A 21,176-nucleotide genomic window follows, 5' to 3' on the forward strand; every position below is an offset into this window, starting at 1 on the left:
CATGTGCGCTGAGCCGCAGCGGGGCGACTTCCAGGGCGTCCGGCGGAGCTCCGTGCGGACGCGCCGCGGAACGGGGATGGGGCACCGCTATGCCCGCCTCGCCTCCGGCGCGGATATCAGCCGACTGGAAACCGGATTCGCAGGAACCCCGCGCCTCAAGGGCGTAGTGGGGGAGTGTCCACGGGGCATTCCGGCCTAATACGACGGCCGGGTGTCTTCCCCGTGGCCGCGGACCCCACATCGGGGCCGCGGCCTTTTTGATCCTCAGCGGAGAACGCCCCTTCCACGGGGCGGCACCGTCTCCGCCGAACGCATCGCAGGTCTTGGCCCCACCAGCCGGACAGCCGTCCGGCCGATGCAGACGCCAACCGCGTTCGACACCAATGATCAGGGAGGACACCGATGCTTGCGTCGGTCCTGGAGACGTCGAGTTTCGGCGAGATAGAGATCCCCTGCAGGCAGGAGCCCGACCTCTTCTTCGCCGAGGCGCCGGCGGAGGTCGAGGCGGCCAAGGAAATCTGCCAGGACTGCCCGGTCCGCGAGCAGTGCCTGGCCGACGCCCTTGAGCGCCGGGAGCCGTGGGGAGTCTGGGGCGGTCAGCTGCTCGTCTCCGGCAAGGTCGTGCCGCGCAAGCGCCCGCGCGGCCGTCCCCGCAAGAACGCCGAGCCCGTGGCGGCCTGAGCCGCCGCAGACCGCGCCGCCGATCTCGCTATCCCTTCGACCGCTTCGACACACACCGCACACTCCCCGAAAAGGACATCCGCGATGCTTCTCTACGAACTCGTCAACCTGCAGCGCAACGTCGACGAACGCCGCGAGCGCCAGCGCCGCCTGCTGTCGGCCCGCCGCCTGCGCGCCGCGCAGCGCGAGCGCGAGCGCTCGGAGCGCCTTCTGATGGAATTACCGTGGTCGCGCCTATCCTGACGTGACCTGCCGCGCCCCGTACACCCGCGGGAAAGCCCGAGCGGGTGTCCGGGGCGCTCTACGTCGTGTTTAAGAGGCCGGTCACCACAGGGGTTGCGGCAATGGGGCTGCGATGCGCGAAGCGCTGTGGGCCGGCTTGCCGCCGAGCGCACGGCGCACTTTTGCGCCGGAGGCCCGCCCCCGGTGGTGCGGCTCCACCTGGGAAGAACCGCGTGCGCTCGGCGGCAAGCTGCGAGCGCGCTACGCGAAACGCGCCCATTGCCGCAGCCTCGGTGGTGCGGGCTTTCCTGCGGTTCCCGGTAGGTTCCTGGAGAGCGGCGCCTCCGCCGTTCTCAAACACGGCCTGAGCGCCCCGCACGCCCGCGGAGAAATGGCGCTGAGCACGGGCCCGCCCCGGTCCGCTGTGGCCACAACCGGACAGTGCGCATGCCGCGGCAAGGCGCCCAGGTCGCTGCGGATCGCGGTGTTCGCCCGGTCGGCGACGGCGGCGCAGACGGGACCACACTTCCGATAAGGAGCAAAAAGTCACAACACGGCCCTGTGGTGCCCGTCTCGTCTGAGCTACCGTGAAGCTGTGCCTCAGAACACCAAGGTCGAGGTACGCCGAAGTCCCCGCCGGCGGCGAACGGTGTCGGCCTACCGCGACGGGGACAAGACGGTGGTCCTCGTTCCCGCCACGTTCTCCCGCGCCGAAGAGAAGCGCTGGGTCGATCGCATGCTGGAGCGCCTTGAGGCACGCGAAGGGCGCCGCCGCCCCGACGACGAATCGCTGCACTCCCGCGCACTCGACCTCGCCGACCGCTATCTCGAAGGCCTCGCCCAACCCACCAGCGTGCGCTGGGTCGACAACCAGCAGACCCGCTGGGGCTCCTGCACCCCCGAAAACGGCTCCATCCGGCTGTCCCGTCGGCTTTCGGGCATGCCCGCCTGGGTCGTCGACTACGTCCTGCTGCACGAGCTGGTGCACCTGATCATCCCGCACCACGGCCAGGAGTTCTGGGACCTGGTGCACCGCTATCCCAAGGCCGAGCGGGCCCGCGGCTACCTTGAGGGCGTCAGCGCCGCGCCGCGGCTCGACGCCGGCCACAGCGGCGACGTCGGCGAGGACGAGGACGACATCGAGGGCGATCTCGGTGCCGACCTCGACCGCTCCGACAGCGCCTGACCCCCCGACCGGGGAAGCGCCCTCTGCCGGAGTCAGCGCCCGAACGGGCGCGGAAGCGGTGCCGGCTCCCGTTCCGATACCCGGCGCGCGGCACGGGCCGCCGCGCCGACCAGGAGGCGGCAGGCCTCATCGCTGGGTTCGGGCAGGTCCTCGACCGCGAACCACCCCAGATCGGCGGACTCGGCGGCGTCGATGGACAGCGCCGCCGCGGGATCGGCCGCCACCACCGCGTACTGCACGTCCAGGTGCCAAGTGCCGCCGCAGCAGCCCACCCGGTGGCGGTCGAGCCGCACCGGCCCCGGCAGCAGCCGCAGGCCCGCCAGCCCCGACTCCTCGGCGGCCTCGCGCAGCGCCGCGCCGCCCAGCGAAGCGTCACCGTCCTCGCAGTGGCCGCCCGTCTGCAGCCACTTGCCGATCTTGCGGTGCAGGGTCAGCACCACCCGGGTGCCGCCCGGGTCGACCACGGCGGCGCTGGCCGTCAGGTGCCCGGCCGCGCAGGTGCGCGAGCAGGCGTCGGGATGGCGGTCCAGGTGCTCCAGGTAGCTGCGGCGCAGGCGGTCCTGGTCGGGGTCGGGGGCGTTCCAGGCGGCGAGTTCGGCGCGGGCGCGGCCGTGCAGCTCGGACAGGGTCACGCGGAGCCCTCGCCGGATCCCGTGCCGCGGTCGTCGCCCCGGTCCCCGCCCTCAGGGCCGCCCCGGTCGCCGCGGTCGTCCCCGCCGGCGGGCTCGCCGCCACCGGATGCGTCCTCGGTGAACTGGCTGATGTCGATCTCGTCGGCCGCGGACTCCCCGCGGCCGTGCACGAACGCCTCGGGATCGTCCAGGTCCTCGCCCGAGGGCATCAGGTCCGGGTGCTCCCACACGGCGTCGCGGCCCTCGATCCCGCGGGCCTCCTCCAGCGCGGTCCACAGCGCCGCGGCCTCGCGCAGCCGGCGCGGCCGCAGCTCAAGCCCCACCAGGGTGGCGAAGGTGTGCTCGGCCGGCCCGCCGGTGGCCCGGCGGCGCCGGGTGGCCTCGGCCAGCGCGGCCGACTGCGGCAGCCGCTCGGCGACCGCGGAGTCGACCACCACCGACAGCCAGCCCTCCACCAGCGCCAGCGTGGTCTCCAGGCGCGCCAGCGACGCCTTCTGCTGCGGGGTGTCCTGCGGCTGGAACAGGCCCTCGCCCTCGCTGCCCGAGAGCGCCTCCTGCAGCGCCTCGGGGTTGGCGATGTCGATCTGGCCGAGCTTCTCCTCCAGCCCGCTCATGTCGAAGGACATGCCCCGCGCGTACTCCTCGACCAGGCTGAACACGTGCGCGCGCAGCCACGGCACGTGCCCGAACAGCCGGTGCAGCGCGGCCTCGCGCGCGGCCAGGTAGAGCCGGATCTCGTCCTCGGGGATGCCCAGGCCCTCGCCGAAGGCCGCCACGCCGTCGGGAAGCAGCGCCGCGGTGCCCTCGCCGGCCAGCGGCAGCCCCACGTCGGTGGAGCCCACCACTTCGCCGGCCAGCTCGCCGATGGCCTGGCCGGCCTGCTGGCCCACGAGCATGCCGCCCATCTGGCGGACCATGCCCATCAGCGGGCCCGCCATCGACTGCATCTCCTCGGGCAGGTTCTGGCCCATGGACTCCACCAGCCGGCCGGTCAGCGGCTCGCACAGCTTCGACCAGGTGGGCATGGTCTTCTCGACCCACTCCGACCGGCTCCAGGCCTGCATGGTCTGCACGCCGGACGGCAGCGTCGTGGCCTCGTTGGTCCACAGGTCGGCCAGCCGCAGGGCCTCCTGCACCTTGGCGTAGTCGTGCGCGCCGACGCTGGAGTCGCCCTTCTGCGACACGGCGTGGCGCGCGATGTTCTTGGCCATGTCCCAGTTCACCGAACCGGAGGAGGACTGCTGCTCCCCGGGCGAGGACTGCGCCGCCATCATGTCGGCGAACTGGCGCAGCATCTGCGCCATCTGCTGGGGGTCGCCGAAGGGGAAGCCGCCGGGCATACCCGGTTCGCCACCGCCTGGGCCGCCGCTGCCGGCGCCCGAGCCGGAGTCGCCCGATCGGCGCCCGGACTCGTCGTCGGGGTCGTTCGGCATGCTGAAACCAAAAGGCAGGTCGCTCACGATTAGACCTCAGGCAGGATTAGGTTTGTCTCCACTGTCACGTTAGCTGGGAGCCGCCCGGAGTGAATACCGAAACCAGCCAGGTTCGCCCACAGCACACCACGCGCCCGGGTGCCCCGGTGGTCGCTGTCACCGGCGCCGCCGAGGGCATCGGCCGCCTCCTTGTGGAACGCCTGGTCACGGCCGCGGGTTCCGGTGCCGTCGCGCAAATCGTCGCGATCGGCGACCGCGACGCCGAAGCGGCGGGCGTTCCCCTGGGCACGACCTGGCGCAGGGCGGATGTCCGGAACCCCTCGCTGGCGGGCTGCCTCGCCGGCGTGGACGTGCTCGTGCACACCGACGACGACCGCACCCTGGAGACTCCGCCCAAGCAGCGGCGCGCCGACAACCTGCGCGCCGCCCAGACGGTGCTCACCGCGGCCGCCGCCCAGCGCGTCCCGCGGGTCGTCCTGATCACCAGCACCATGGTCCACGGCGCGAGCCCCGACAGCCCCGTGCCGATACCCGAGGACTCCGAGGTCTGCACCGAGACCGGGCCCGGGCTGGTCGGCGACTGGGTCGAGATCGAGGACCTGGCCTGCCGCGCCCGGCGCGCCCACCCGGGCCTGTCGGTGACCGTGGTGCGGCCCGCGCCGCTGGTGGGGCCCGGACTCGACACGGCGCTCACCCGGCATTTCGCCGCACCGCGCCTGCTGTCCGTGCGCGGCCGCGAGCAGAGCTGGCAGTTCTGCCACGTCGACGACCTCGCCGGCGCGCTGGAGCACGTGGTCGTGCACGGGATCGAGGGCAAGGGCGGCGCGCTGGCGGTGGGCTGCGACGGCGCGCTGTCCCAGAGCGAGGCCGAGGAGATCGCCGGGCTGCGCCGCTTCGACATGCCCGCCAGCCTGGTCTTCGGCGCCACCCAGCGGCTGCACAGCGCGGGCGTCACGCCCGCGTCGGCCGGCGAGGTGAAGTTCCTGGTCTATCCCTGCGTGGTCGACTGCGCGACGCTGCGCGAGAGCGGGTGGCGGCCCGCCTACGACAACGCCGAGGCGCTGCGGACGCTGCTGGAGGCGCGCAGCGGCAAGTCCGCGCTGGTGGGTCGCAACGTCGGCCGCAAGGAGGTCACGATCACCGCGGCCAGCGCCGCCGGGGCCGCGGCCGCGGCCATCGGGACCGCGGCGGCAGTGCGCCACCTGCGCAAACGGCGCGGGCGCTGACTCGGCAGCACCGGGGGAGCGGCACACCCGCCGCCGTAGGCCCGGGGCCGCGAGAAGTCCGCTTCCGGGAACCGGCCGCGGCGGGACATCTGTTGATACGGTCGGCATGTGGATGCCATCAGCCTGGTAGGACTGCGCGAAACCCCGATCTCGGTCGACGAGGTGCTCGCCGCCGTCGGCGATCCCCGGGCCGGGGGAACCGCCTTCTTCATCGGAACGGTCCGCGACCACGACCACGGCCGGGCCGTCTCGCGCCTGGCCTACTCCGCCCATCCGCGCGCCGAGGCCGACATGCGGCGCGTGATGGAGAAGGTCGCGGCCGACACCGCGGGCGAGGGCCGGCCCGTGTGGCGGGTGGCCGCGCTGCACCGCGTCGGCGACCTGGAGATCGGCGACACCGCCGTGGTCGTCGCCGCCGCGGCCGGGCACCGCGACGAGGCGTTCGACGCCTGCCGCCGGCTCATCGACGACATCAAGGCCGAGGTGCCCATCTGGAAGCACCAGGAGTTCACCGACGGCCGCAGCGAGTGGGTCGGCGCGGAGTAGCGCGTCGCCCGGAGACGGGATGACCGCGAGGACGGGCCGAGCGCGATAACGGACGACCCCATGGGCGGGGCGTCCGCGGCGGCGGGTCCCGGTCGGAGCGACTGCCGCGCCGTTTAGGCTGTGCAGCATGTTCCGTCGCGCTATGACCCTGATCGTCGCGGTGATCCTGTTGGCAGGGCTCGCGGCGGGAGCGGTGTATTTGCCCGTCCCCTACCTGGTCGCCTCACCCGGCATCGCGCTGAACACGCTGGGCACCTACGACGGCGAACAGGTCATCCGGATCGACGGAACCGAGAGCTACACCCACGACGGCGAGCTGTCCATGGTCACGGTGCAGTACTCGGGCGGACCGGACGTGCGCATGGACCTGTTCACGGTGCTGGGGGCCTGGCTGTCGCCCACCCAGGCGGTGCTCCCCCAGGAGGCGCTGTTCCCGCCCGACCAGACCGTCGAGGAGATCACCCAGACCCAGACGGTCGAGATGAACAGCTCGCAGCGCAGGGCCACCGCGGCGGCGCTCACCCAGATGGGGGTCGACTACGAGACCAAGGCGTTCGTCGCCGAGGTCATGAAGGACATGCCGGCCCAGGGCGAGCTCCGCAAGGGCGATGTGATCACCCGGGTCGACGGCGAGCCCGTCGCCGACAAGGAAGAGGCCGTCGAGCTGGTCGGCGACCGCCGTCCCGGCGACACGGTCGCGCTCACCGTCGACCGCGGCGGCGAGAAGGTCCGGGTCGAGGTCGCCACCGAGGAGAACGACGAGGGCGAGCCCATCATCGGCGTCCTCATCGCCGACCGGATGAACTTCCCCTTCGAGGTCGAGATCAGCGTCGGCGAGATCGGCGGACCCAGCGCCGGCATGATGTTCGCCCTGGGGATCATCGACAGGCTCAGCGAGCAGAGCCTCACCGGCGGCCACGAGATCGCGGGAACCGGCACGATCACGCCCGAAGGCGAGGTCGGCGGCGTAAGCGGCGTGGCGCAGAAGATGGTCAGTGCCCAGCGCCTGGGCGCCGAGTACTTCCTCGTCGCCGGCGAGAGCTGCGCGCAGACCTTCGAGTCCGCGGCCACCGGCGAGATCGAGGTCGTCAAGGTGCAGACCCTGGACGACGCCGTCGAGGCGCTGAAGGCCATCCGCACCGGCGAGGGCGCCGGGGACCTGCCGAGCTGCCGGCCCCGGTAGCGCCGCCCCGCGCGGGGCGCGGAGCGGCCTCGCGCTCACCCCTCGTCGTCGTCCTCCAGCGTGAGCGCCAGCGCCGAGGTCAGCCCCGGAACCAGGTCCTGGCCGTTGAGCACCTCGTCCTCGGAGTCGTGGCTGCGCATGCGCAGAGCGGAATGCCTGCTGCCGTCGCGCAGCACACCCGCCACCATGCGGACCTCCTCGCTGCCGTCCTGGTTCTGCGCCCAGTCGCCGGGGTCGGCGTCCTTGGGCGGCTCCAGGGTGGCGTCGGAGCCCTTCACGACCAGGCGCTCCATCACCATGGCGCACCCGGCGACCGCCTCGGGCCAGGCCATCCGGCCCAGCGCCTCCTCCAGCGGGACGCTCTCGGGCAGGGGCTCCTGCTCCACCGGGATGAGGTCGTCGGCGTCGACGTCGCCGGTCAGCCCCAGCATCTCGGCCAGGGCGGGTTCGCGTTGCACGAGGTCGGTTGTGGGCACCAGCGCATAGATGCGCACCGGCTGGTCCCAGCCCTGGCCGGCGGCGTGGCGCTCGAGTTCCAGGACGGCTTCACGAATGTTGAAAGACACCCTTCCATGGTGGCGGACGCGGGGGACCGGAACGCGCGCCGTCCGCGGAGTAAAGTCGGACCGGCGGGGACGTCCCGATGCGGGCCCGAATCCCAGTCGATGCCATGTTGTCACCACCTGGCGCGGAGTTTCGGGAACCCGCAGCACAGCCCATAAGTTGCGGGGATACCGAGGAACAATGGGACTCCTCGTCTTGGACCGACCGACCGCAGTGCTACCTACAAGGGGGAGGCGTGAGCTTCCGATCGCCCGGCGCACCGTCCGCGCGTATGCCCCGTCGATCCCGGCTGCTCGCGCCTGTCGCGGTGGTCGTGGTCGTGATCATCGCGGGGCTGCTGACCGCCGCGAACTTCTGGACCGACTACCTGTGGTTCGACTCCGTCGGGTACACGTCCGTCTTCCTCACCGAGCTGCGCACCCGTGCGTTCATGTTCGTCCTCGGCGGCCTGCTGATGGCCGCCGCCGTGGGCTCCAGCATGTACTTCGCCTACCGCAGCCGCCCGCTGGCGCCGCCCATGAGCCCCGAGCAGCAGGGGCTGGCCCGCTACCGGGCCTCCATCGACCCGCGCCGCAAGCTCTTCTTCTGGGTGATCGTCGGCGGCCTGGGCCTGTTGACCGGAGCCTCGGCCAGCGGTGAGTGGGGCACCTTCCTGCAGTTCGCCAACGGCGCCGAGTTCGGGGTCAACGACCCGCAGTTCGGCCGCGACATCTCCTTCTACACCTTCACCTACCCGTTCCTGCGGGTGGTGCTGGGCTACCTGTTCGCGGCCGTGGTGCTGGCGTTCATCGCCGCGGTGGTCGTGCACTACCTCTACGGCGGCGTCCGGCTGCAGAGCCAGGGGCAGCGCGCCACCCCCGCCGCGCGGGTCCACCTCTCGGTCCTGCTGGGCGTCTTCGTCCTGCTGCGCGCCGCCGCCTACTGGCTCGACCAGTACGGACTCGTCTTCTCCAGCCGCGGCTACAGCTTCGGCGCGTCCTACACCGACGTCAACGCGGTGCTGTATGCGGTGATCATCCTGTCGGTGATCTCGGTGGTCTGCGCGCTGCTGTTCTTCGCCAACATCTACGTGCGCAACGTGATGATGCCGGTGGCCAGCCTCGGCCTGCTGGTGCTCTCGGCCATCCTCATCGGCGGCGTCTACCCCGCGATCGTGCAGCAGTTCCAGGTCAGCCCCAACGAGCAGCGCCTGGAGCGCCCGTTCATCCAGCGCACCATCGAGGCCACCCGCGCCGCCTACGGCATCGACGACGCCCAGGTCACCCAGTACGACGCCCAGACCGAGCTGACCCCCGACCAGCTGGCCGAGGAGGCCGCCACCATCCCCAGCGTCCGCCTGGTCGACCCCTCCGTGGTCTCCCAGACGTTCCAGCAGATGCAGCAGGTCCGCGGCTTCTACGAGTTCCCCGAGGTCCTCAGCGTCGACCGCTACCAGAACGGCGAGGGCGAGACGGTCGACACCATCATCGCCGCCCGCGGGCTGTCGGGTCCCCCCGAGGACCAGGACAACTGGCTGACCCGGCACCTGGTCTACACCCACGGCTTCGGGATCGTCGCCGCGGCGGGCAACCAGGTCGACGAGCAGGGGCGGCCGGTCTTCACCGAGTACAACATCCCGCCCGAAGGCGAGCTGTCGGAGGTCACCGGCGGCTACGAGCCGCGGATCTACTACGGGCGCGAAGGCGCCGAGTACGTCATCGTCAACGCCGAGCCCGAGTACGACCACCCGCTGGGCGGCGGCAGCGAGGACGTGACCACCAGCGAGGACGCCGGCGAACCGGAGGGCGACCCGTCGCCGGACAACGCCAACGCGCCCGCCCAGGCCGGCGCCCAGGGCGGCGAGCAGCAGGGCCAGGGCGGCGAAGGCGGCGGCCAGGGCCCCGAGGGCCAGGGCGGCGAAGGCGGCGGCCAGGGCGGCGGCGGTGCCGCCGAAGGCAGCGGCCAGCGCACCAACCGCTATCAGGGCGACGGCGGCGTCGAGCTGAGCGGCTTCTTCACGCGCATCCTCTACGCGCTGCGCTACCAGGAGCCAGACATCCTGCTGAACAACGCGATCTCCGAGGAGTCGCGGATCATCTACGACCGCGACCCGGCCGACCGCGTGGAGCGCGTGGCGCCCTTCCTGACCGCCGACGGCAAGCCCTACCCGGCGATCGTCGACGGCCGCGTGGTGTGGATCGTGGACGCCTACACCACCTCGAATATGTACCCCTACTCCGAGCGGATCGACCTGGGCGACGCGACCCAGGACACGTTCACCGAGAACACCGACGCGGTCAACGCGCTGCCGGACAACCAGGTGAACTACATCCGCAACTCGGTGAAGGCCACCGTCGACGCCTACGACGGCACGGTCAAGCTCTACGGCTGGAACGAGCAGGATCCGGTGCTCAAGACCTGGTCCAACGCGTTCCCGGGCGTCATCACTGAGCGCGACAAGATCAGCGAAGAGCTGATGTCGCACCTGCGCTACCCCGACGACCTGGTCAAGGTCCAGCGGGAGATGCTGCGGCGCTACCACATCACCGACGCCGACGCGTTCTACGGCGGCCAGGACTTCTGGAACGTGCCCGCCGACCCCACCACCGACGGCGACAGCCCCGAGCCGCCCTACCGGCAGACCATCCGCTACCCGGGCGAGGACGACACCGACTTCTCCGTGACGTCGACGTTCGTGCCGCGCGGCCGCGAGAACCTGGCCGGCTTCCTGGCGGTCAACAGCGACGCGACCGAGGAGGACTACGGCAAGCTGCGCATCCTCCAGCTGCCGCAGGACACCGTGGTCATGGGTCCCGGCCAGGTGCAGGCCCAGTTCGCCGCCGACGACGCGATCCGCGACGAGCTCCTGCCCCTCCAGCAGAGCCAGCAGTCGCGGATCATCTACGGCAACCTGCTCACGCTGCCGTTCGCCGACGGGCTGCTGTATGTGGAACCGCTGTACGTGCGGGCCGAAGGCAGCCAGACCTCCTATCCGCTGCTGCAGAAGGTCATGGTCGGCTTCGGCGAGCAGGTCTCGATCGGCAACAACCTGCAGGAAGCGCTGAACAACCTCTTCGAAGGCGGCGGGCCGCTGGAGGAGGGCGGTGACATCACCGACACCGGCGACGGCGAAGGCGACCAAGGCGGCGGAGGCGGCGGCGAGCTCGCCGCGGCCCTGGAGGACGCCGCACAGGCCTACGAGGACGGCCAGCAGGCACTCCAGGACGGCGACTTCAGCGCCTACGACGAGGCCAACCAGCGCCTTGAGGAGGCCCTGCAGCGCGCCGAGGAGGCCTCCGGCCAAAGTGGCGGCTCCGGTGACGGCGGAGGCGAAGGCGGCGGCTCGAACTGAGCCGGCCGCCGGCCACCGGAGCCGGTGGCCGCGGCGGGAGGGCCTCCCGCCGCGGCCACCGCGGGATCCGATTTGGTGTCTGGGTCCGGGCGCGATACTGTGGAATCACACCGACGCGGGGTGGAGCAGTTCGGTAGCTCGCTGGGCTCATAACCCAGAGGTCGCAGGTTCAAATCCTGTCCCCGCTACCAAGGCGAAAGGTCCGGCTCCCGGGAAACCGGGGCCGGACCTTTCTCATTGCCTTTTCTCCGCGGGCCCGCGGGGCCCATTCAAGCGTTCTCGGGTCCGCTCGGCCGCCCGCAATGGGGGCATTCGCCGCCTCGGCGGGGTGGGGCAGCGCGCCACCTGCGCTGCGACGGGCTCGCCGCGGCATCCGATTTGGTGTCTGCGTCTGGGCGCGATACTGTGGAATCACACCGACGCGGGGTGGAGCAGTTCGGTAGCTCGCTGGGCTCATAACCCAGAGGTCGCAGGTTCAAATCCTGTCCCCGCTACCAAGGCGAAAGGTCCGGCTCCCGGGAAACCGGGGCCGGACTTTTCTTATTGCCTTCGTCGCCGGCATTCGACCGCGTCCGGAAGTCGCGCCGGCACCACGGGCGCCCCCGGAAGCCGCAGCAGCCGGGAACCCCGGGGTTGCGGCAATGGGGCTGTGATGCGCGTAGCGCTGTGGGCCAGCTTGCCGCCGAGCGCACGGTGCACCTTTGCGCCGGAGTCCCGCCACCGGTGGTGCGGTTCCACCTGACAAGTTCCGCGTGCGCTCGGCGGCAAGCTGTGTTCGCGCTTCGCGAGGCGCCCCCATTGCCGCAGCCCCGGTGGTGGCCGCCCCGGGTGGTTCCCGGTGGGTTCCTGGAAAGCGGCCCCCGCCGTTCTTAACCACGGACTGGCTAGGCGGGCCTACGCGCCCTTGAAACCGTCGCACGCGATGTAGGCACCCTCGCCGGTGGTCCACACGACGGTGAAGGGTCCGCCGGCCAGCGACGCCTCGGGGAAGTCGGCCGGGAAGGCCAGTTCCACCCAGTCGGTTCCCGACAGCGCGGCGTCGGCCCGGTAGGTCTGCCCGCCGGGGCCGGTGACCGTGGCGGTGACGGGCGTCTCGCCGGATCCCTCGGTGTTGCGCAGCTTCAGCGGCGCGCTCTGGGAGACCTCCGTGCGCGGGGCCGCCGTCTCCCACGCACCCGGGGCGTTGGCCGTGATGCGGGGATCGCAGGCGACGGACTCCGGGTCGAAGCGCAGTTCGGCAAGCGCCGAAGGGTCCGCCACGGGAGCGGAGGGCTCGGCGGTCGGGGCGATCTGGGCTTCCAGCTCCTCCAGCGACGGCCCGGACTCCGACCCGCACGCGCTCAGCGCGAGGCAGGCCGCGGCCGCGGCGGGGAGAAGGAGGCGCAGGGGGCTACGGGTGGGCTGTTGCGACACGAGCCGCAGACTACTACGCGCCGAAGGCCGCCGCGTCTGGCCGCCGGGGCGCCGGCGGCTCAGGTCAGCCGCAGCGGCGCCGGGCCGCCGCCGGGGGTGGGGCCGCCGTTCAGCCACGTCAGCACCTCGTCGTGCAGCGCCCCGTTGGTGCATACCAGCGCGCCGCCGTCGGCGAAGTCCTGGCCGCGCAGGTCGGTCGCCCGGCCGCCGGCCTCTTCCAGGATGACCGGCAGGGGAGCGGCGTCCCACAGCGACAGCTCCGGCTCGGCGGAGATGTCGACCGAGCCCTCCGCGACCATCACGTGGGACCAGAAGTCGCCGTAGGCCCGCGTGCGCCAGACCGAGCGCGTGAGGCCGAGAAAGCTGTCCAGGCGCTGCTGGTCCTCCCACTCCGACAGCTCGGAGAACGACAGCGACGCGTCCTCCAGCGCCGAGACCTGCGAGACGGTGCAGCGCGTCGCCTTGGTCAGGCTGCGCCCGGTCCAGGTGCCGCCGCCCCGCGACGCCCACCAGCGGCGGGTCAGCGCCGGCGCGGAGACCACCCCGACCACCGGCCTGTCGGCCTCCAGCAGGGCGATCAGCGTCGCCCAGACGGGCACGCCGCGCACGTAGTTCTTGGTGCCGTCGATGGGGTCGAGGACCCACACCCGGTGGCTGACACCGGTCCTGCCGTACTCCTCGCCCACCACGGCGTCGCGCGGCCTGGCGCGGGAGAGCACTCCGCGCAGCGTCTCTTCGACGGAGCGGTCGGCCTCGGTCACGGGCGTCAGGTCGGGTTTGGTATCGACCTTGAGGTCGAGCGCCTTGAAATGCCTCAGGGAGATGTCGTCGGCCGCATCGGCGAGGACGTGGGCAAGACGCAGATCATCGTCAAAGGACGCCATGGCGGCTTACGCTACCCTTCCGGGAACCGGCGCGGTCGACCGGCGCCCTGCGGGATCGGAGAAATCGCGGGTCTGTCGTGACAGTATGGCGGCATGGACCCAACGGACGGGCAGCGCACCCCCGCCGCTGAGGAGTCGGGCACCCGCACGCGGCTGCTCGACGCCGCCTACGTCGAGGTCGTGGCCGGCCGGTGGCCGCGGATGCGCATGGCCGACATCGCGGCGAGCGCCGGGGTGTCGCGCCAGACGCTCTACAACGAGTTCGGCAGCAAGGAGGGTCTGCTGCAGGCCGTGGTGGTGCGCGAGGCCGGGCGGTTCCTCGACGGGGTGGTGGACATCCTCTCCGGCTCCACCGGCGACCCCGCGCACGCGGTGGCCGAGGCGGCGCGCTGGACGCTGACCGCGTCGGCGGACGATCCGCTGCTCGGGGCGATCATCACCGGCGACTCCGAACTGCTGCCGGTCCTGACCACCCGAGCCGAGCCGCTGCACGTGGAGCTGGGCTCCCGGATGACGGGCTACCTGCGCGAGCGCCTGCCCGGCATCGGAGCCGAGCAGGCCGCGGCCGTGGCCGAGGTGGCGCTGCGGCTCACCCTGTCCTACGTGCTGCTGCCCACCGATCAGGCCACCGCGGCCCGGCGCGTGGAGCTGGCGGTGCACAGCATGCTCGGCGCGGTCCGCGAAGGCGCGCGGGGCTGAGCGCCGCGCGGCGGCGGCTCAGTGCCGCTCGTCCTCGGCCTCGCGGCTGCCCAGCAGGCGGCGCAGCGACGCGACGCGGTCGGGATCCAGGCGGCCCTCGGCCGCGCCGGCGTCCAGGGCGCAGCCGGCCGCGCTCTCGGTGTGGGGGCATCCCGGCGGGCACTGCGCCGCCGCTTCGCTGAGGTCGGAGAAGCCCGCCACCACGTCGTCCGGGCTGACGTGGGCGAGCCCGAAGCTGCGCACCCCCGGGGTGTCGATGATCCAGCCGCCCTCGAACGGCAGCGCCACCGCGGAGGTCGAGGTGTGCCGGCCGCGGCCGGTGACGGGGTTGACGTCGCCCACCGAGCGCTCGGCCTCGGGGATCAGCAGGTTGACCAGCGTCGACTTGCCCACGCCGGAGTAGCCCACCAGGACGCTGATCCGGTCGGCCAGGCGCTCGCGCAGCCGGCTCAGGTCGCCGGTGGCGCTGGTGACGACGTAGGGCAGGTCCAGGCCCGCGTAGGTGTCCAGCAGCTCGTCCGGCTCGCCCAGGTCGGCCTTCGTCAGGCACAGCAGCGGGTCCAGTCCGGCGTCGAAGGCGGCGACCAGGCACCGGTCGATGAATCGGGGGCGGGGCTCGGGGTCGGCCAGCGAGCAGACGATGACGAGCTGGTCGGCGTTGGCCACGATGACCCGCTCGACTGGATCGGTGTCGTCGGCCGTGCGGCGCAGCACCGATTCGCGGTCCTCGACCCGCACCACCCGCGCCAAGGTGTCGGGCCGCCCGGAGAGGTCGCCGACCAGCGCCACGCGGTCGCCCACCACGATGCTGCCGCGGCCCAGCTCGCGGGCCTTCATCGCCACCACCGGGCGGCCGTCGACCAGGCAGCGGTAGCGGCCGCGGTCCACGGCCGTGACGAACCCCTGGCGGGCGTCGGCGTGCTTGGGGCGGATGCGGGTGCGCGGGCGCGAGCCGCCGCGCGCGCGGACCGGGACGTCGTCCTCGTCCAGATCGCGCCGGCCGCCCCTCATCGAGTGACCTCGGCCCACAGCTCGGGGAATCCGGGCAGGGTCTTGGCCGTCGTGGCGATGTTCTCCACCTCCACTCCGCCGACCGCGAGACCGATCACCGCGCCGGAGGTGGCCATGCGGTGGTCGTCGTAGCTGTGGAACACCCCGCCGTGCAGCGGCCGCGGCCGCACGACCAGGCCGTCGGGCAGCTCCTCGGCGTCGCCGCCCAGGGCGTTGATCTCGCGGACCAGCGCCGCGATCCGGTCGGTCTCGTGGCGCCGCAGGTGGGCGATGCCGGTCAGCCGCGAGGGGCCCGACGCCAGCGCCGCGACGGCGGCGATGGTGGGGGTCAGCTCGCCGACTTCGCGCAGGTCGGCGGTGATGCCGCGGATCTCGCCGGTGCCGCGCACGGTCAGCCCATCGGGACCGGTGGCGACCTCGCCGCCCATGCGCGCGAACAGGTCGCGCAGCGCGTCGCCGGGCTGGGCGGTGTGCTCGGGCCACCCCGGCACGGTGACGCGGCCGCCGGTGACCAGCGCGGCGGCGAGGAAGGGAGCGGCGTTGGACAGGTCGGGCTCGACCACCACCTCGGCGGCTTTCACCGGGCCCGGCGCCACCCTCCACACGTCGGGAACCGAGGTGTCCACGCCGACGCCGGCGCTGCGCAGCATCTTCACGGTCATGTCCAGGTGCGGCCGGGAGGGCACCGGCGGGCCTTCGTGGCGGATCTCAACGCCCCGCTCGAAGCGGGCGCCGCTAAGCAGCAGCGCCGAGACGAACTGGGAGGAGCCCGAGGCGTCCAGGATGGCCGTGCCGCCCCGCACGCCGCCGCTGCCGCGGATGACCAGCGGCAGCGCGCCGCGGCCGCCGTCGTCGATGTCGGCGCCCAGCGCCCGCAGCGCCTCCAGCAGCGGGCCGATCGGGCGCTCGCGGGCCCGCGGGTCGCCGTCGAAGGAGATGTCGCCGTGTGCCAGCGCCGCCAGCGGCGGCAGGAAGCGCATCACCGTGCCCGCGTTGCCGACGTCCACGTGCGCGGGGCCCCGCGGCGGCGCCGGCGCCACCTCCCAGTCGGCGCCCGACTCGGTCATGGCGATGCCCAGCGAGCGAAGCGCGGCGGCCATGAGGTCGGTGTCGCGGCTGCGCAGCGGTCGGCGCACCACGCTGGGAGTCTCCGAGAGCGCCGCCAGGACGAGCGCGCGGTTGGTCATCGACTTCGACCCCGGCAGCGCGACCGTGGCGTCCACGGGCGTGCGGGCGGTGGGTGCGGACCAGTGCTGCGCGGAATCGGGCATGCCTCCAAGGTTAGCCGCCGCGACCGCCGCCTCCGGGCCGTGCGCGCGCACCCGCGATGGTGCAGGCTGGGTGGGGGCCGGACCGGATGCGCGCCGGGACCGGCCGGCGATTCGTCGAGCCCGCTCAGACCGCGGAGGCAGCCATGGCGGACAAGCAGCACCACTACGAGGTCGGCGTCCGGTGGACGGGCAACACCGGTGCCGGCACCGAGAGCTACCGGAGCTTCGAGCGTGCGCACGACATCGAGGCCGAGGGCCGCCCCGTCCTCCAGGGCTCGGCCGACGCCGCCTTCCGCGGCGACCCGGCGCGGTGGAACCCCGAGGACCTGCTGGTCGGCGCGCTCAGCGAATGCCACATGCTCTCCTACCTCTCGCTGGCCCCGGCCGCGGGCGTCAACGTCGTCGCCTACACCGATACGGCCACCGGCACCATGACGACCCACCGCGACGCCTCAGGCGAGTTCGACGAGGTGGTGCTGCACCCGGTGGTGACGGTCGCCGAGGCGGGCATGGCGGAGGCGGCGCGCAAGCTGCACGAGAAGGCGCACGAGGTGTGCTTCATCGCCCGCTCGGTGAACTTCCCCGTCCGGCACGAGCCGGAGATCCGCGTCGACGGCGGGGGCCGGGCCGCCGGCTGACCGGCGCCCGACCGCGTTTGTCGGCGGGCGCGGCTAGGCTGAGCCGCATGTGCGGTCGATACGCCCAAGCCCGCAACCAGCACGAGCTCCAGCTCGCGTTCGACTTCCCCGAGGCCGACGAGTCCGCGGCCCCGGACGCCGCTGCGGGCGGCACCCGTTCCCGGCCCCCGCTGGAGGAACTGGCCCCCGACTACAACATCGCCCCCGGCAAGACCGTCTACGCCGTGCTGGGCACTCCCCCGGGCGAGGCCGGCATCGCCGGCGGCGGGCACCGGGGTCCGCGCTCGCTGGGCACGATGCGCTGGGGGCTGGTGCCGTCCTGGGCCAAGGACCCCAATGTCGGCTACAAGATGATCAACGCGCGCAGCGAGACCGTCGCCGAGAAACCCGCCTACCGCAACGCCTTCGCGCGCCGCCGCTGCCTCATCCCCGCCGACGCCTACTACGAGTGGCAGCTGCTGCCCGATGACCGCCCGGGCGACGCCGAGGCCGGCACCTCCCCGGTCACCGATGCCGGCCACCAGCGGCGCAAGGCCCGCTCCCGCAAGCGGCCCTATGCCATCGGCTACGCCGACGGCTCCCCGCTGGCCCTGGCGGGCCTCTTCGAGCGCTGGCGCGATCCCCAGCGCCCCGACGACGACCCCGCGGCCTGGCTGTGGAGCTGCACCATCGTCACCACCCAGGCGGCGCCCGGGCTGAGCCGCATCCACGAGCGCATGCCCGTGGTCGTCCCGCCGCGGCTGTGGCCGATGTGGCTGGATCCCGCCGCCGAGCCCGGCGACCTGCACGCGGCCCTGTCGGCCACCCCTGTCGACGACTTCACCGTCACCCCGGTGAGCACCGCGGTCAACAGCGTCCGCAACAACGGCCCCCAGTTGCTCGATCCCGCCGCCGAACCGCCGGGTCCGCACAGCCCCGAGGGCGCCACGCTCTTCTAGGCGGTCCCGCCGGAGACCCCTGTCCCTCCGATGCCGATGGGCCCCGGGTCTGGTACCCGCGTGCGGGCCGCGGGTATGGTGGCCCCGATCACTCGATCGCCGCTGACCGGACGCGGCCGGCGGCGCACCGTGACGACGGTGCCACGCAACCGGAAACCCACTACGACATCCGGCCGCCGGGCAGCCCGGCGGCGAGCCGACACCATCACACAACCGCGGGAGCTCGCGCCATGGCGGGCTGAGAGGGCGGCTGCCCGATGATCGGGCCGGTGCCGCCGACCGCAGAACCTGTTCGGGTAATTCCGACGTAGGGAGGCGTGCCTTGACGGCGCTCGACGACCGTAGTGTCCAGCCCACCGTGACCACCGGTCCCATCATGGGATCGAAGAAGGTCTACCGTGAGGTCTCCGACCCCGACTCCGCGCGGCCGCTGCGCGTGCCGCACCGTCGGGTCGAGCTGGACAATGGCAGCCACATCGACCTGTACGACACCTCCGGCCCCTACACCGACTCCTCGGCCGAGATCGACGTCCACGCGGGCCTGGCCCGCATGCGCGAGGAGTGGATCCGCGACCGCGAACCCGTCGACGGGGCGGTCACCCAGATGGCCTACGCCAAGGCCGGCGTCATCACGCCCGAGATGCGCTACATCGCGGCGCGCGAGGGCATGGACCCCGATTTCGTCCGCTCCGAGGTGGCCATCGGCAGGGCGGTCATCCCGGCCAACCGGTGCCACCCCGAATCCGAGCCGATGATCATCGGCAAGAACTTCCTGGTGAAGATCAACGCCAACATCGGCAACTCCGCGGTGACCTCGTCGGTCTCCGAGGAGGTCGAGAAGATGGTCTGGGCCACCCGCTGGGGGGCCGACACGATCATGGATCTGTCCACGGGCAAGCGCATCCACCAGACGCGCGAGTGGATCATCCGCAACTCCCCGGTGCCGGTGGGCACCGTGCCCATCTACCAGGCCCTGGAGAAGGTCGACGGCGATCCCGCGGCGCTGACCTGGGAGATCTACCGCGACACCGTCATCGAGCAGGCCGAGCAGGGCGTGGACTACATGACGGTGCACGCCGGCGTGCTGCTGCGCTACGTCCCGCTGACCGCCCGCCGCGTCACCGGCATCGTCTCGCGCGGCGGCTCGATCATGGCGGCGTGGTGCCTGGCCCACCACCAGGAGAGCTTCCTCTACACCCGCTTCGAGGAGCTCTGCGAGATCTTCCGGCGCTATGACATCACGTTCTCGCTCGGCGACGGGCTGCGGCCCGGATCCATCGCCGACGCCAACGACGAGGCCCAGTTCGCCGAGCTGCGCACGCTGGGGGAGCTGACCCACATCGCCCGCGCCCACGGTGTCCAGGTGATGATCGAGGGGCCGGGCCACGTGCCCCTGCACAAGATCGCCGAGAACGTGCGGCTGGAGGAGGAGCTGTGCGGCGAGGCGCCCTTCTACACGCTGGGACCGCTCGCCACCGACATCGCGCCGGGCTACGACCACATCACCTCCGCCATCGGGGCGGCGCAGATCGCCTGGCACGGGACGGCGATGCTGTGCTACGTCACCCCCAAGGAGCACTTGGGGCTGCCCAACCGCGACGACGTCAAGACCGGCGTCATCACCTACAAGCTGGCGGCCCACTCCGCCGATCTGGCCAAGGGGCACCCCCGGGCCCAGGAGTGGGACGACACGCTGTCCACCGCCCGCTTCGAGTTCCGCTGGCAGGACCAGTTCCACCTGGCCCTCGATCCGGAGACCGCCCAGTCCTTCCACGACGAGACCCTGCCGGCCGAACCCGCCAAGACCGCGCACTTCTGCTCGATGTGCGGTCCCAAGTTCTGCTCGATGAAGATCACCCAGGACGTGCGCAGGTACGCCGAGGAGAACGGCCTGTCCACGGTGGCCGCCATCGACCAGGGCATGCGGGAGAAGTCGGAGGAGTTCGCCGAGGCCGGCAAGCGGGTGTACCTGCCCCTGGCGGAGTAGCCGGGGGCGCTCCCGAGTACGGCGAGCAAGCGCCGGTCCGCCGCTGAGCGCGGCGGTCGGCGCGGGCGCGAGGCTCTGAGGCCCGCTTTCGGGCTTGCCCGCGGGCGAACCCGAAAGCGGGCCGAGCCGCGTTCAGCCTCAGGTCGAGCCGGAGCTACATCCTGTCGAGAAGTCGGCACCACAGAGGTCGCGGCCGCCCCAGACGCCACCTGGTGGGTGCCTGGAAAGCGGCGCCCCCGCCGCTTTCAAACACGGACTAGCGCTCCCGGCGGGGCTTGCGGGCGCCGGCCAGCAGGTGCACCCCGACGTAGTCGTCGGACTCCGCCGCCCGCAGTTCCATCTCGACCAGCCGGCCCAGAGCATGGGGGTCGCGGGCGAGCATCATCTCGACCGTGGAGGCCGAGAGAACGGTGCGCGGCCGGACCCACTCCAGCTCCAGGCCCACGTCGGTGATGACCTCGGCGAGCTGCTCGGCGGTGAAGCACCGGGTGATCGAGCCGTCGGGCCAGGGCACCAGCAGCACGTCGGCGCGCGGAGCGAAGCTCAGCTCCGGCCAGCAGTCCTGCTCGGCCAGCAGCGCCATGCCGAGCACGACCGAGTCGACGCAGAGCAGCACGCGCCCGCCGGGCCGCAGTACGCGGGCGATCTCGCCCAGCGAGGCCTCGGTGGCCAGGTGGCGCGAAAGCACCCGGTTGTCGGCGACGACGCCGTCGAAGGCCTCTGAGGCGAATCCGGACAGGAACGTGGTGTCGCCGACCACCGGCTGCAGGCGCCCCGGCGAGCGCCGCCGCGCCGCGGGGACGTGGCCGTTGACCAGAGTGAGCTGGCGGCGCGGTCGCAGCTCCTGCGACGGCAGCAGGGTGACCACGTCGTGCCCGTCGGCGACCGCACGCGGGGCGCCGCGGAAATCGGGGCCGGACAGGTCGAGGATGCGCCCGGGCTTCTCGGGAAGCCACCGGGCCAGCTGAGCGTCCGCCACCGCCCAGTAGAACCGCCAGTAGGCGGACAGCGAGTCGCTGGTCGCGAAGTGCGCGGCAGCCGAACGCGCCTGGCGGGTGTCAGGCGCGGATCCGGCGGACCGGTATGGCGGCGGCTGGGACGCGGAGTCGGAGGACGGTCGCACGCATGCTCCTCTCCACGCCTTTGCTGAAGGTTTTACCCTCACTCTTGCACGGGTCACCCGTGCCGATGCCCGGAAAACCCCGAGCCCGCTTGCGATCGCGCAACCGGCTGCCGCGCGGAATCAGCTGGGGGGACCGGTTGTTGGCATGCACATCACTACCCGGCCTGTCCGGCTGCGGAACACGCCGGGACGGTGCGTCCGCCGGCGT

19 protein-coding genes, 2 tRNA genes and 1 riboswitch are annotated in these 21,176 nt (G+C 72.4%); of the genes, 13 read left to right on the plus strand and 8 right to left on the minus strand.

Annotated features, from left to right (window positions below; genetic code table 11):
• Positions 1–402: 402 nt before the first annotated feature.
• From FZ103_RS01515 to FZ103_RS01520, 3 genes are all read left to right on the plus strand, one after another.
• On the plus strand, positions 403–681 hold the full coding sequence (locus tag FZ103_RS01515; protein ID WP_155998184.1) for a WhiB family transcriptional regulator: 279 nt from the start codon (positions 403–405) through the stop codon (positions 679–681).
• An 84-nt stretch (positions 682–765) separates the two neighbouring features.
• Entirely contained in the window at positions 766–924 is a 159-nt protein-coding gene (locus FZ103_RS24785; protein WP_186355643.1) for a hypothetical protein, read from the plus strand.
• A 574-nt stretch (positions 925–1,498) separates the two neighbouring features.
• On the plus strand, positions 1,499–2,089 hold the full coding sequence (locus FZ103_RS01520) for a M48 family metallopeptidase (RefSeq protein ID WP_186355644.1): 591 nt from the start codon (positions 1,499–1,501) through the stop codon (positions 2,087–2,089).
• Between the two features lie 32 nt (positions 2,090–2,121).
• Here FZ103_RS01520 and FZ103_RS01525 read toward each other — a convergent pair whose 3' ends face one another.
• Positions 2,122–2,715, minus strand: coding sequence for an NUDIX hydrolase (locus tag FZ103_RS01525; RefSeq protein WP_255429712.1), 594 nt, complete (start codon positions 2,713–2,715; stop codon positions 2,122–2,124).
• Positions 2,716–2,717: 2 nt separating this feature from the next.
• Positions 2,718–4,181: a zinc-dependent metalloprotease gene (locus FZ103_RS01530; protein WP_186355645.1), complete on the minus strand. Its 1,464-nt coding sequence runs from the start codon at positions 4,179–4,181 to the stop codon at positions 2,718–2,720.
• A 119-nt stretch (positions 4,182–4,300) separates the two neighbouring features.
• Between FZ103_RS01530 and FZ103_RS01535 the strand changes: the two genes are divergently transcribed.
• From FZ103_RS01535 to FZ103_RS01545, 3 genes are all read left to right on the plus strand, one after another.
• The gene (locus tag FZ103_RS01535; protein ID WP_186355646.1) at positions 4,301–5,380 is read left to right on the plus strand and encodes an NAD-dependent epimerase/dehydratase family protein; all 1,080 of its coding nucleotides are present in this window, start codon (positions 4,301–4,303) and stop codon (positions 5,378–5,380) included.
• Positions 5,381–5,488: 108 nt separating this feature from the next.
• Positions 5,489–5,926 carry a molybdenum cofactor biosynthesis protein MoaE gene (locus FZ103_RS01540; protein ID WP_186355647.1) on the plus strand — a complete coding sequence of 146 codons (438 nt, stop codon included), beginning with the start codon at positions 5,489–5,491 and terminating at the stop codon, positions 5,924–5,926.
• A gap of 127 nt (positions 5,927–6,053) precedes the next feature.
• Positions 6,054–7,109, plus strand: a complete 1,056-nt coding sequence (locus tag FZ103_RS01545) for a PDZ domain-containing protein (protein WP_155998187.1) — start codon at positions 6,054–6,056, stop codon at positions 7,107–7,109.
• Between the two features lie 35 nt (positions 7,110–7,144).
• Here the strand turns inward: FZ103_RS01545 and FZ103_RS01550 are convergent, their stop codons facing one another.
• Positions 7,145–7,675: a PPA1309 family protein gene (locus FZ103_RS01550; RefSeq protein ID WP_343233327.1), complete on the minus strand. Its 531-nt coding sequence runs from the start codon at positions 7,673–7,675 to the stop codon at positions 7,145–7,147.
• Between the two features lie 269 nt (positions 7,676–7,944).
• Between FZ103_RS01550 and FZ103_RS01555 the strand changes: the two genes are divergently transcribed.
• The 3 genes from FZ103_RS01555 (at position 7,945) to FZ103_RS01565 (ending at position 11,501) form a co-directional block, all read left to right on the plus strand.
• Positions 7,945–11,004, plus strand: coding sequence for a UPF0182 family protein (locus FZ103_RS01555; protein WP_155998188.1), 3,060 nt, complete (start codon positions 7,945–7,947; stop codon positions 11,002–11,004).
• 114 nt (positions 11,005–11,118) lie between these two features.
• Positions 11,119–11,195, plus strand: a tRNA-Met gene (locus FZ103_RS01560).
• A gap of 229 nt (positions 11,196–11,424) precedes the next feature.
• Positions 11,425–11,501, plus strand: a tRNA-Met gene (locus FZ103_RS01565).
• 397 nt (positions 11,502–11,898) lie between these two features.
• Here FZ103_RS01565 and FZ103_RS01570 read toward each other — a convergent pair.
• Positions 11,899–12,417, minus strand: a complete 519-nt coding sequence (locus FZ103_RS01570) for a hypothetical protein (RefSeq protein WP_155998189.1) — start codon at positions 12,415–12,417, stop codon at positions 11,899–11,901.
• Positions 12,418–12,476: 59 nt separating this feature from the next.
• A complete protein-coding gene (hisN, locus tag FZ103_RS01575; RefSeq protein WP_155998190.1) occupies positions 12,477–13,301 on the minus strand; it encodes a histidinol-phosphatase in 825 nt (274 codons plus the stop codon).
• A gap of 93 nt (positions 13,302–13,394) precedes the next feature.
• On the opposite strand from hisN, the gene FZ103_RS01580 reads away from it, so the two are divergent.
• On the plus strand, positions 13,395–14,000 hold the full coding sequence (locus FZ103_RS01580; protein ID WP_155998191.1) for a TetR/AcrR family transcriptional regulator: 606 nt from the start codon (positions 13,395–13,397) through the stop codon (positions 13,998–14,000).
• 18 nt (positions 14,001–14,018) lie between these two features.
• On the opposite strand, the gene rsgA is transcribed toward FZ103_RS01580, so the two are convergent.
• A complete protein-coding gene (rsgA, locus tag FZ103_RS01585) occupies positions 14,019–15,011 on the minus strand; it encodes a ribosome small subunit-dependent GTPase A (RefSeq protein WP_155998192.1) in 993 nt (330 codons plus the stop codon).
• Positions 15,008–16,282, minus strand: coding sequence for a 3-phosphoshikimate 1-carboxyvinyltransferase (aroA, locus tag FZ103_RS01590; protein WP_155998193.1), 1,275 nt, complete (start codon positions 16,280–16,282; stop codon positions 15,008–15,010). The genes rsgA and aroA overlap by 4 nt, the downstream gene beginning before the upstream one ends.
• Before the next feature lie 143 nt (positions 16,283–16,425).
• Between aroA and FZ103_RS01595 the strand changes: the two genes are divergently transcribed.
• The 3 genes from FZ103_RS01595 (at position 16,426) to thiC (ending at position 19,845) form a co-directional block, all read left to right on the plus strand.
• Positions 16,426–16,920: an OsmC family protein gene (locus tag FZ103_RS01595; protein ID WP_155998194.1), complete on the plus strand. Its 495-nt coding sequence runs from the start codon at positions 16,426–16,428 to the stop codon at positions 16,918–16,920.
• A 47-nt stretch (positions 16,921–16,967) separates the two neighbouring features.
• A complete protein-coding gene (locus FZ103_RS01600) occupies positions 16,968–17,858 on the plus strand; it encodes an SOS response-associated peptidase (RefSeq protein WP_155998195.1) in 891 nt (296 codons plus the stop codon).
• 205 nt (positions 17,859–18,063) lie between these two features.
• Positions 18,064–18,190: riboswitch (TPP riboswitch) on the plus strand.
• Entirely contained in the window at positions 18,181–19,845 is a 1,665-nt protein-coding gene (gene thiC / locus FZ103_RS01605) for a phosphomethylpyrimidine synthase ThiC (RefSeq protein ID WP_255429687.1), read from the plus strand. Its footprint overlaps the riboswitch before it by 10 nt.
• 256 nt (positions 19,846–20,101) lie before the next feature.
• Here thiC and FZ103_RS01610 read toward each other — a convergent pair whose 3' ends face one another.
• On the minus strand, positions 20,102–20,968 hold the full coding sequence (locus tag FZ103_RS01610; protein ID WP_186355648.1) for a methyltransferase domain-containing protein: 867 nt from the start codon (positions 20,966–20,968) through the stop codon (positions 20,102–20,104).
• Positions 20,969–21,176: the final 208 nt, after the last annotated feature.

The sequence above is a fragment of the Streptomonospora sp. PA3 genome (assembly GCF_009728995.1).
In the GTDB taxonomy this organism is placed as follows: domain Bacteria; phylum Actinomycetota; class Actinomycetes; order Streptosporangiales; family Streptosporangiaceae; genus Streptomonospora.

Excerpts from the sequence above, each read along its gene's own strand:
- FZ103_RS01600 (WP_155998195.1), top strand. The coding sequence starts at position 16,968 with ATGTGCGGTCGATACGCCCAAGCCCGCAACCAGCACGAGCTCCAGCTC.
- aroA (WP_155998193.1), bottom strand. The coding sequence starts at position 16,282 with ATGCCCGATTCCGCGCAGCACTGGTCCGCACCCACCGCCCGCACGCCC.
- rsgA (WP_155998192.1), bottom strand. The coding sequence starts at position 15,011 with ATGAGGGGCGGCCGGCGCGATCTGGACGAGGACGACGTCCCGGTCCGC.
- FZ103_RS01545 (WP_155998187.1), top strand. The coding sequence starts at position 6,054 with ATGTTCCGTCGCGCTATGACCCTGATCGTCGCGGTGATCCTGTTGGCA.
- hisN (WP_155998190.1), bottom strand. The coding sequence starts at position 13,301 with ATGGCGTCCTTTGACGATGATCTGCGTCTTGCCCACGTCCTCGCCGAT.
- FZ103_RS01555 (WP_155998188.1), top strand. The coding sequence starts at position 7,945 with ATGCCCCGTCGATCCCGGCTGCTCGCGCCTGTCGCGGTGGTCGTGGTC.
- FZ103_RS24785 (WP_186355643.1), top strand. The coding sequence starts at position 766 with ATGCTTCTCTACGAACTCGTCAACCTGCAGCGCAACGTCGACGAACGC.
- FZ103_RS01595 (WP_155998194.1), top strand. The coding sequence starts at position 16,426 with ATGGCGGACAAGCAGCACCACTACGAGGTCGGCGTCCGGTGGACGGGC.
- FZ103_RS01580 (WP_155998191.1), top strand. The coding sequence starts at position 13,395 with ATGGACCCAACGGACGGGCAGCGCACCCCCGCCGCTGAGGAGTCGGGC.
- FZ103_RS01515 (WP_155998184.1), top strand. The coding sequence starts at position 403 with ATGCTTGCGTCGGTCCTGGAGACGTCGAGTTTCGGCGAGATAGAGATC.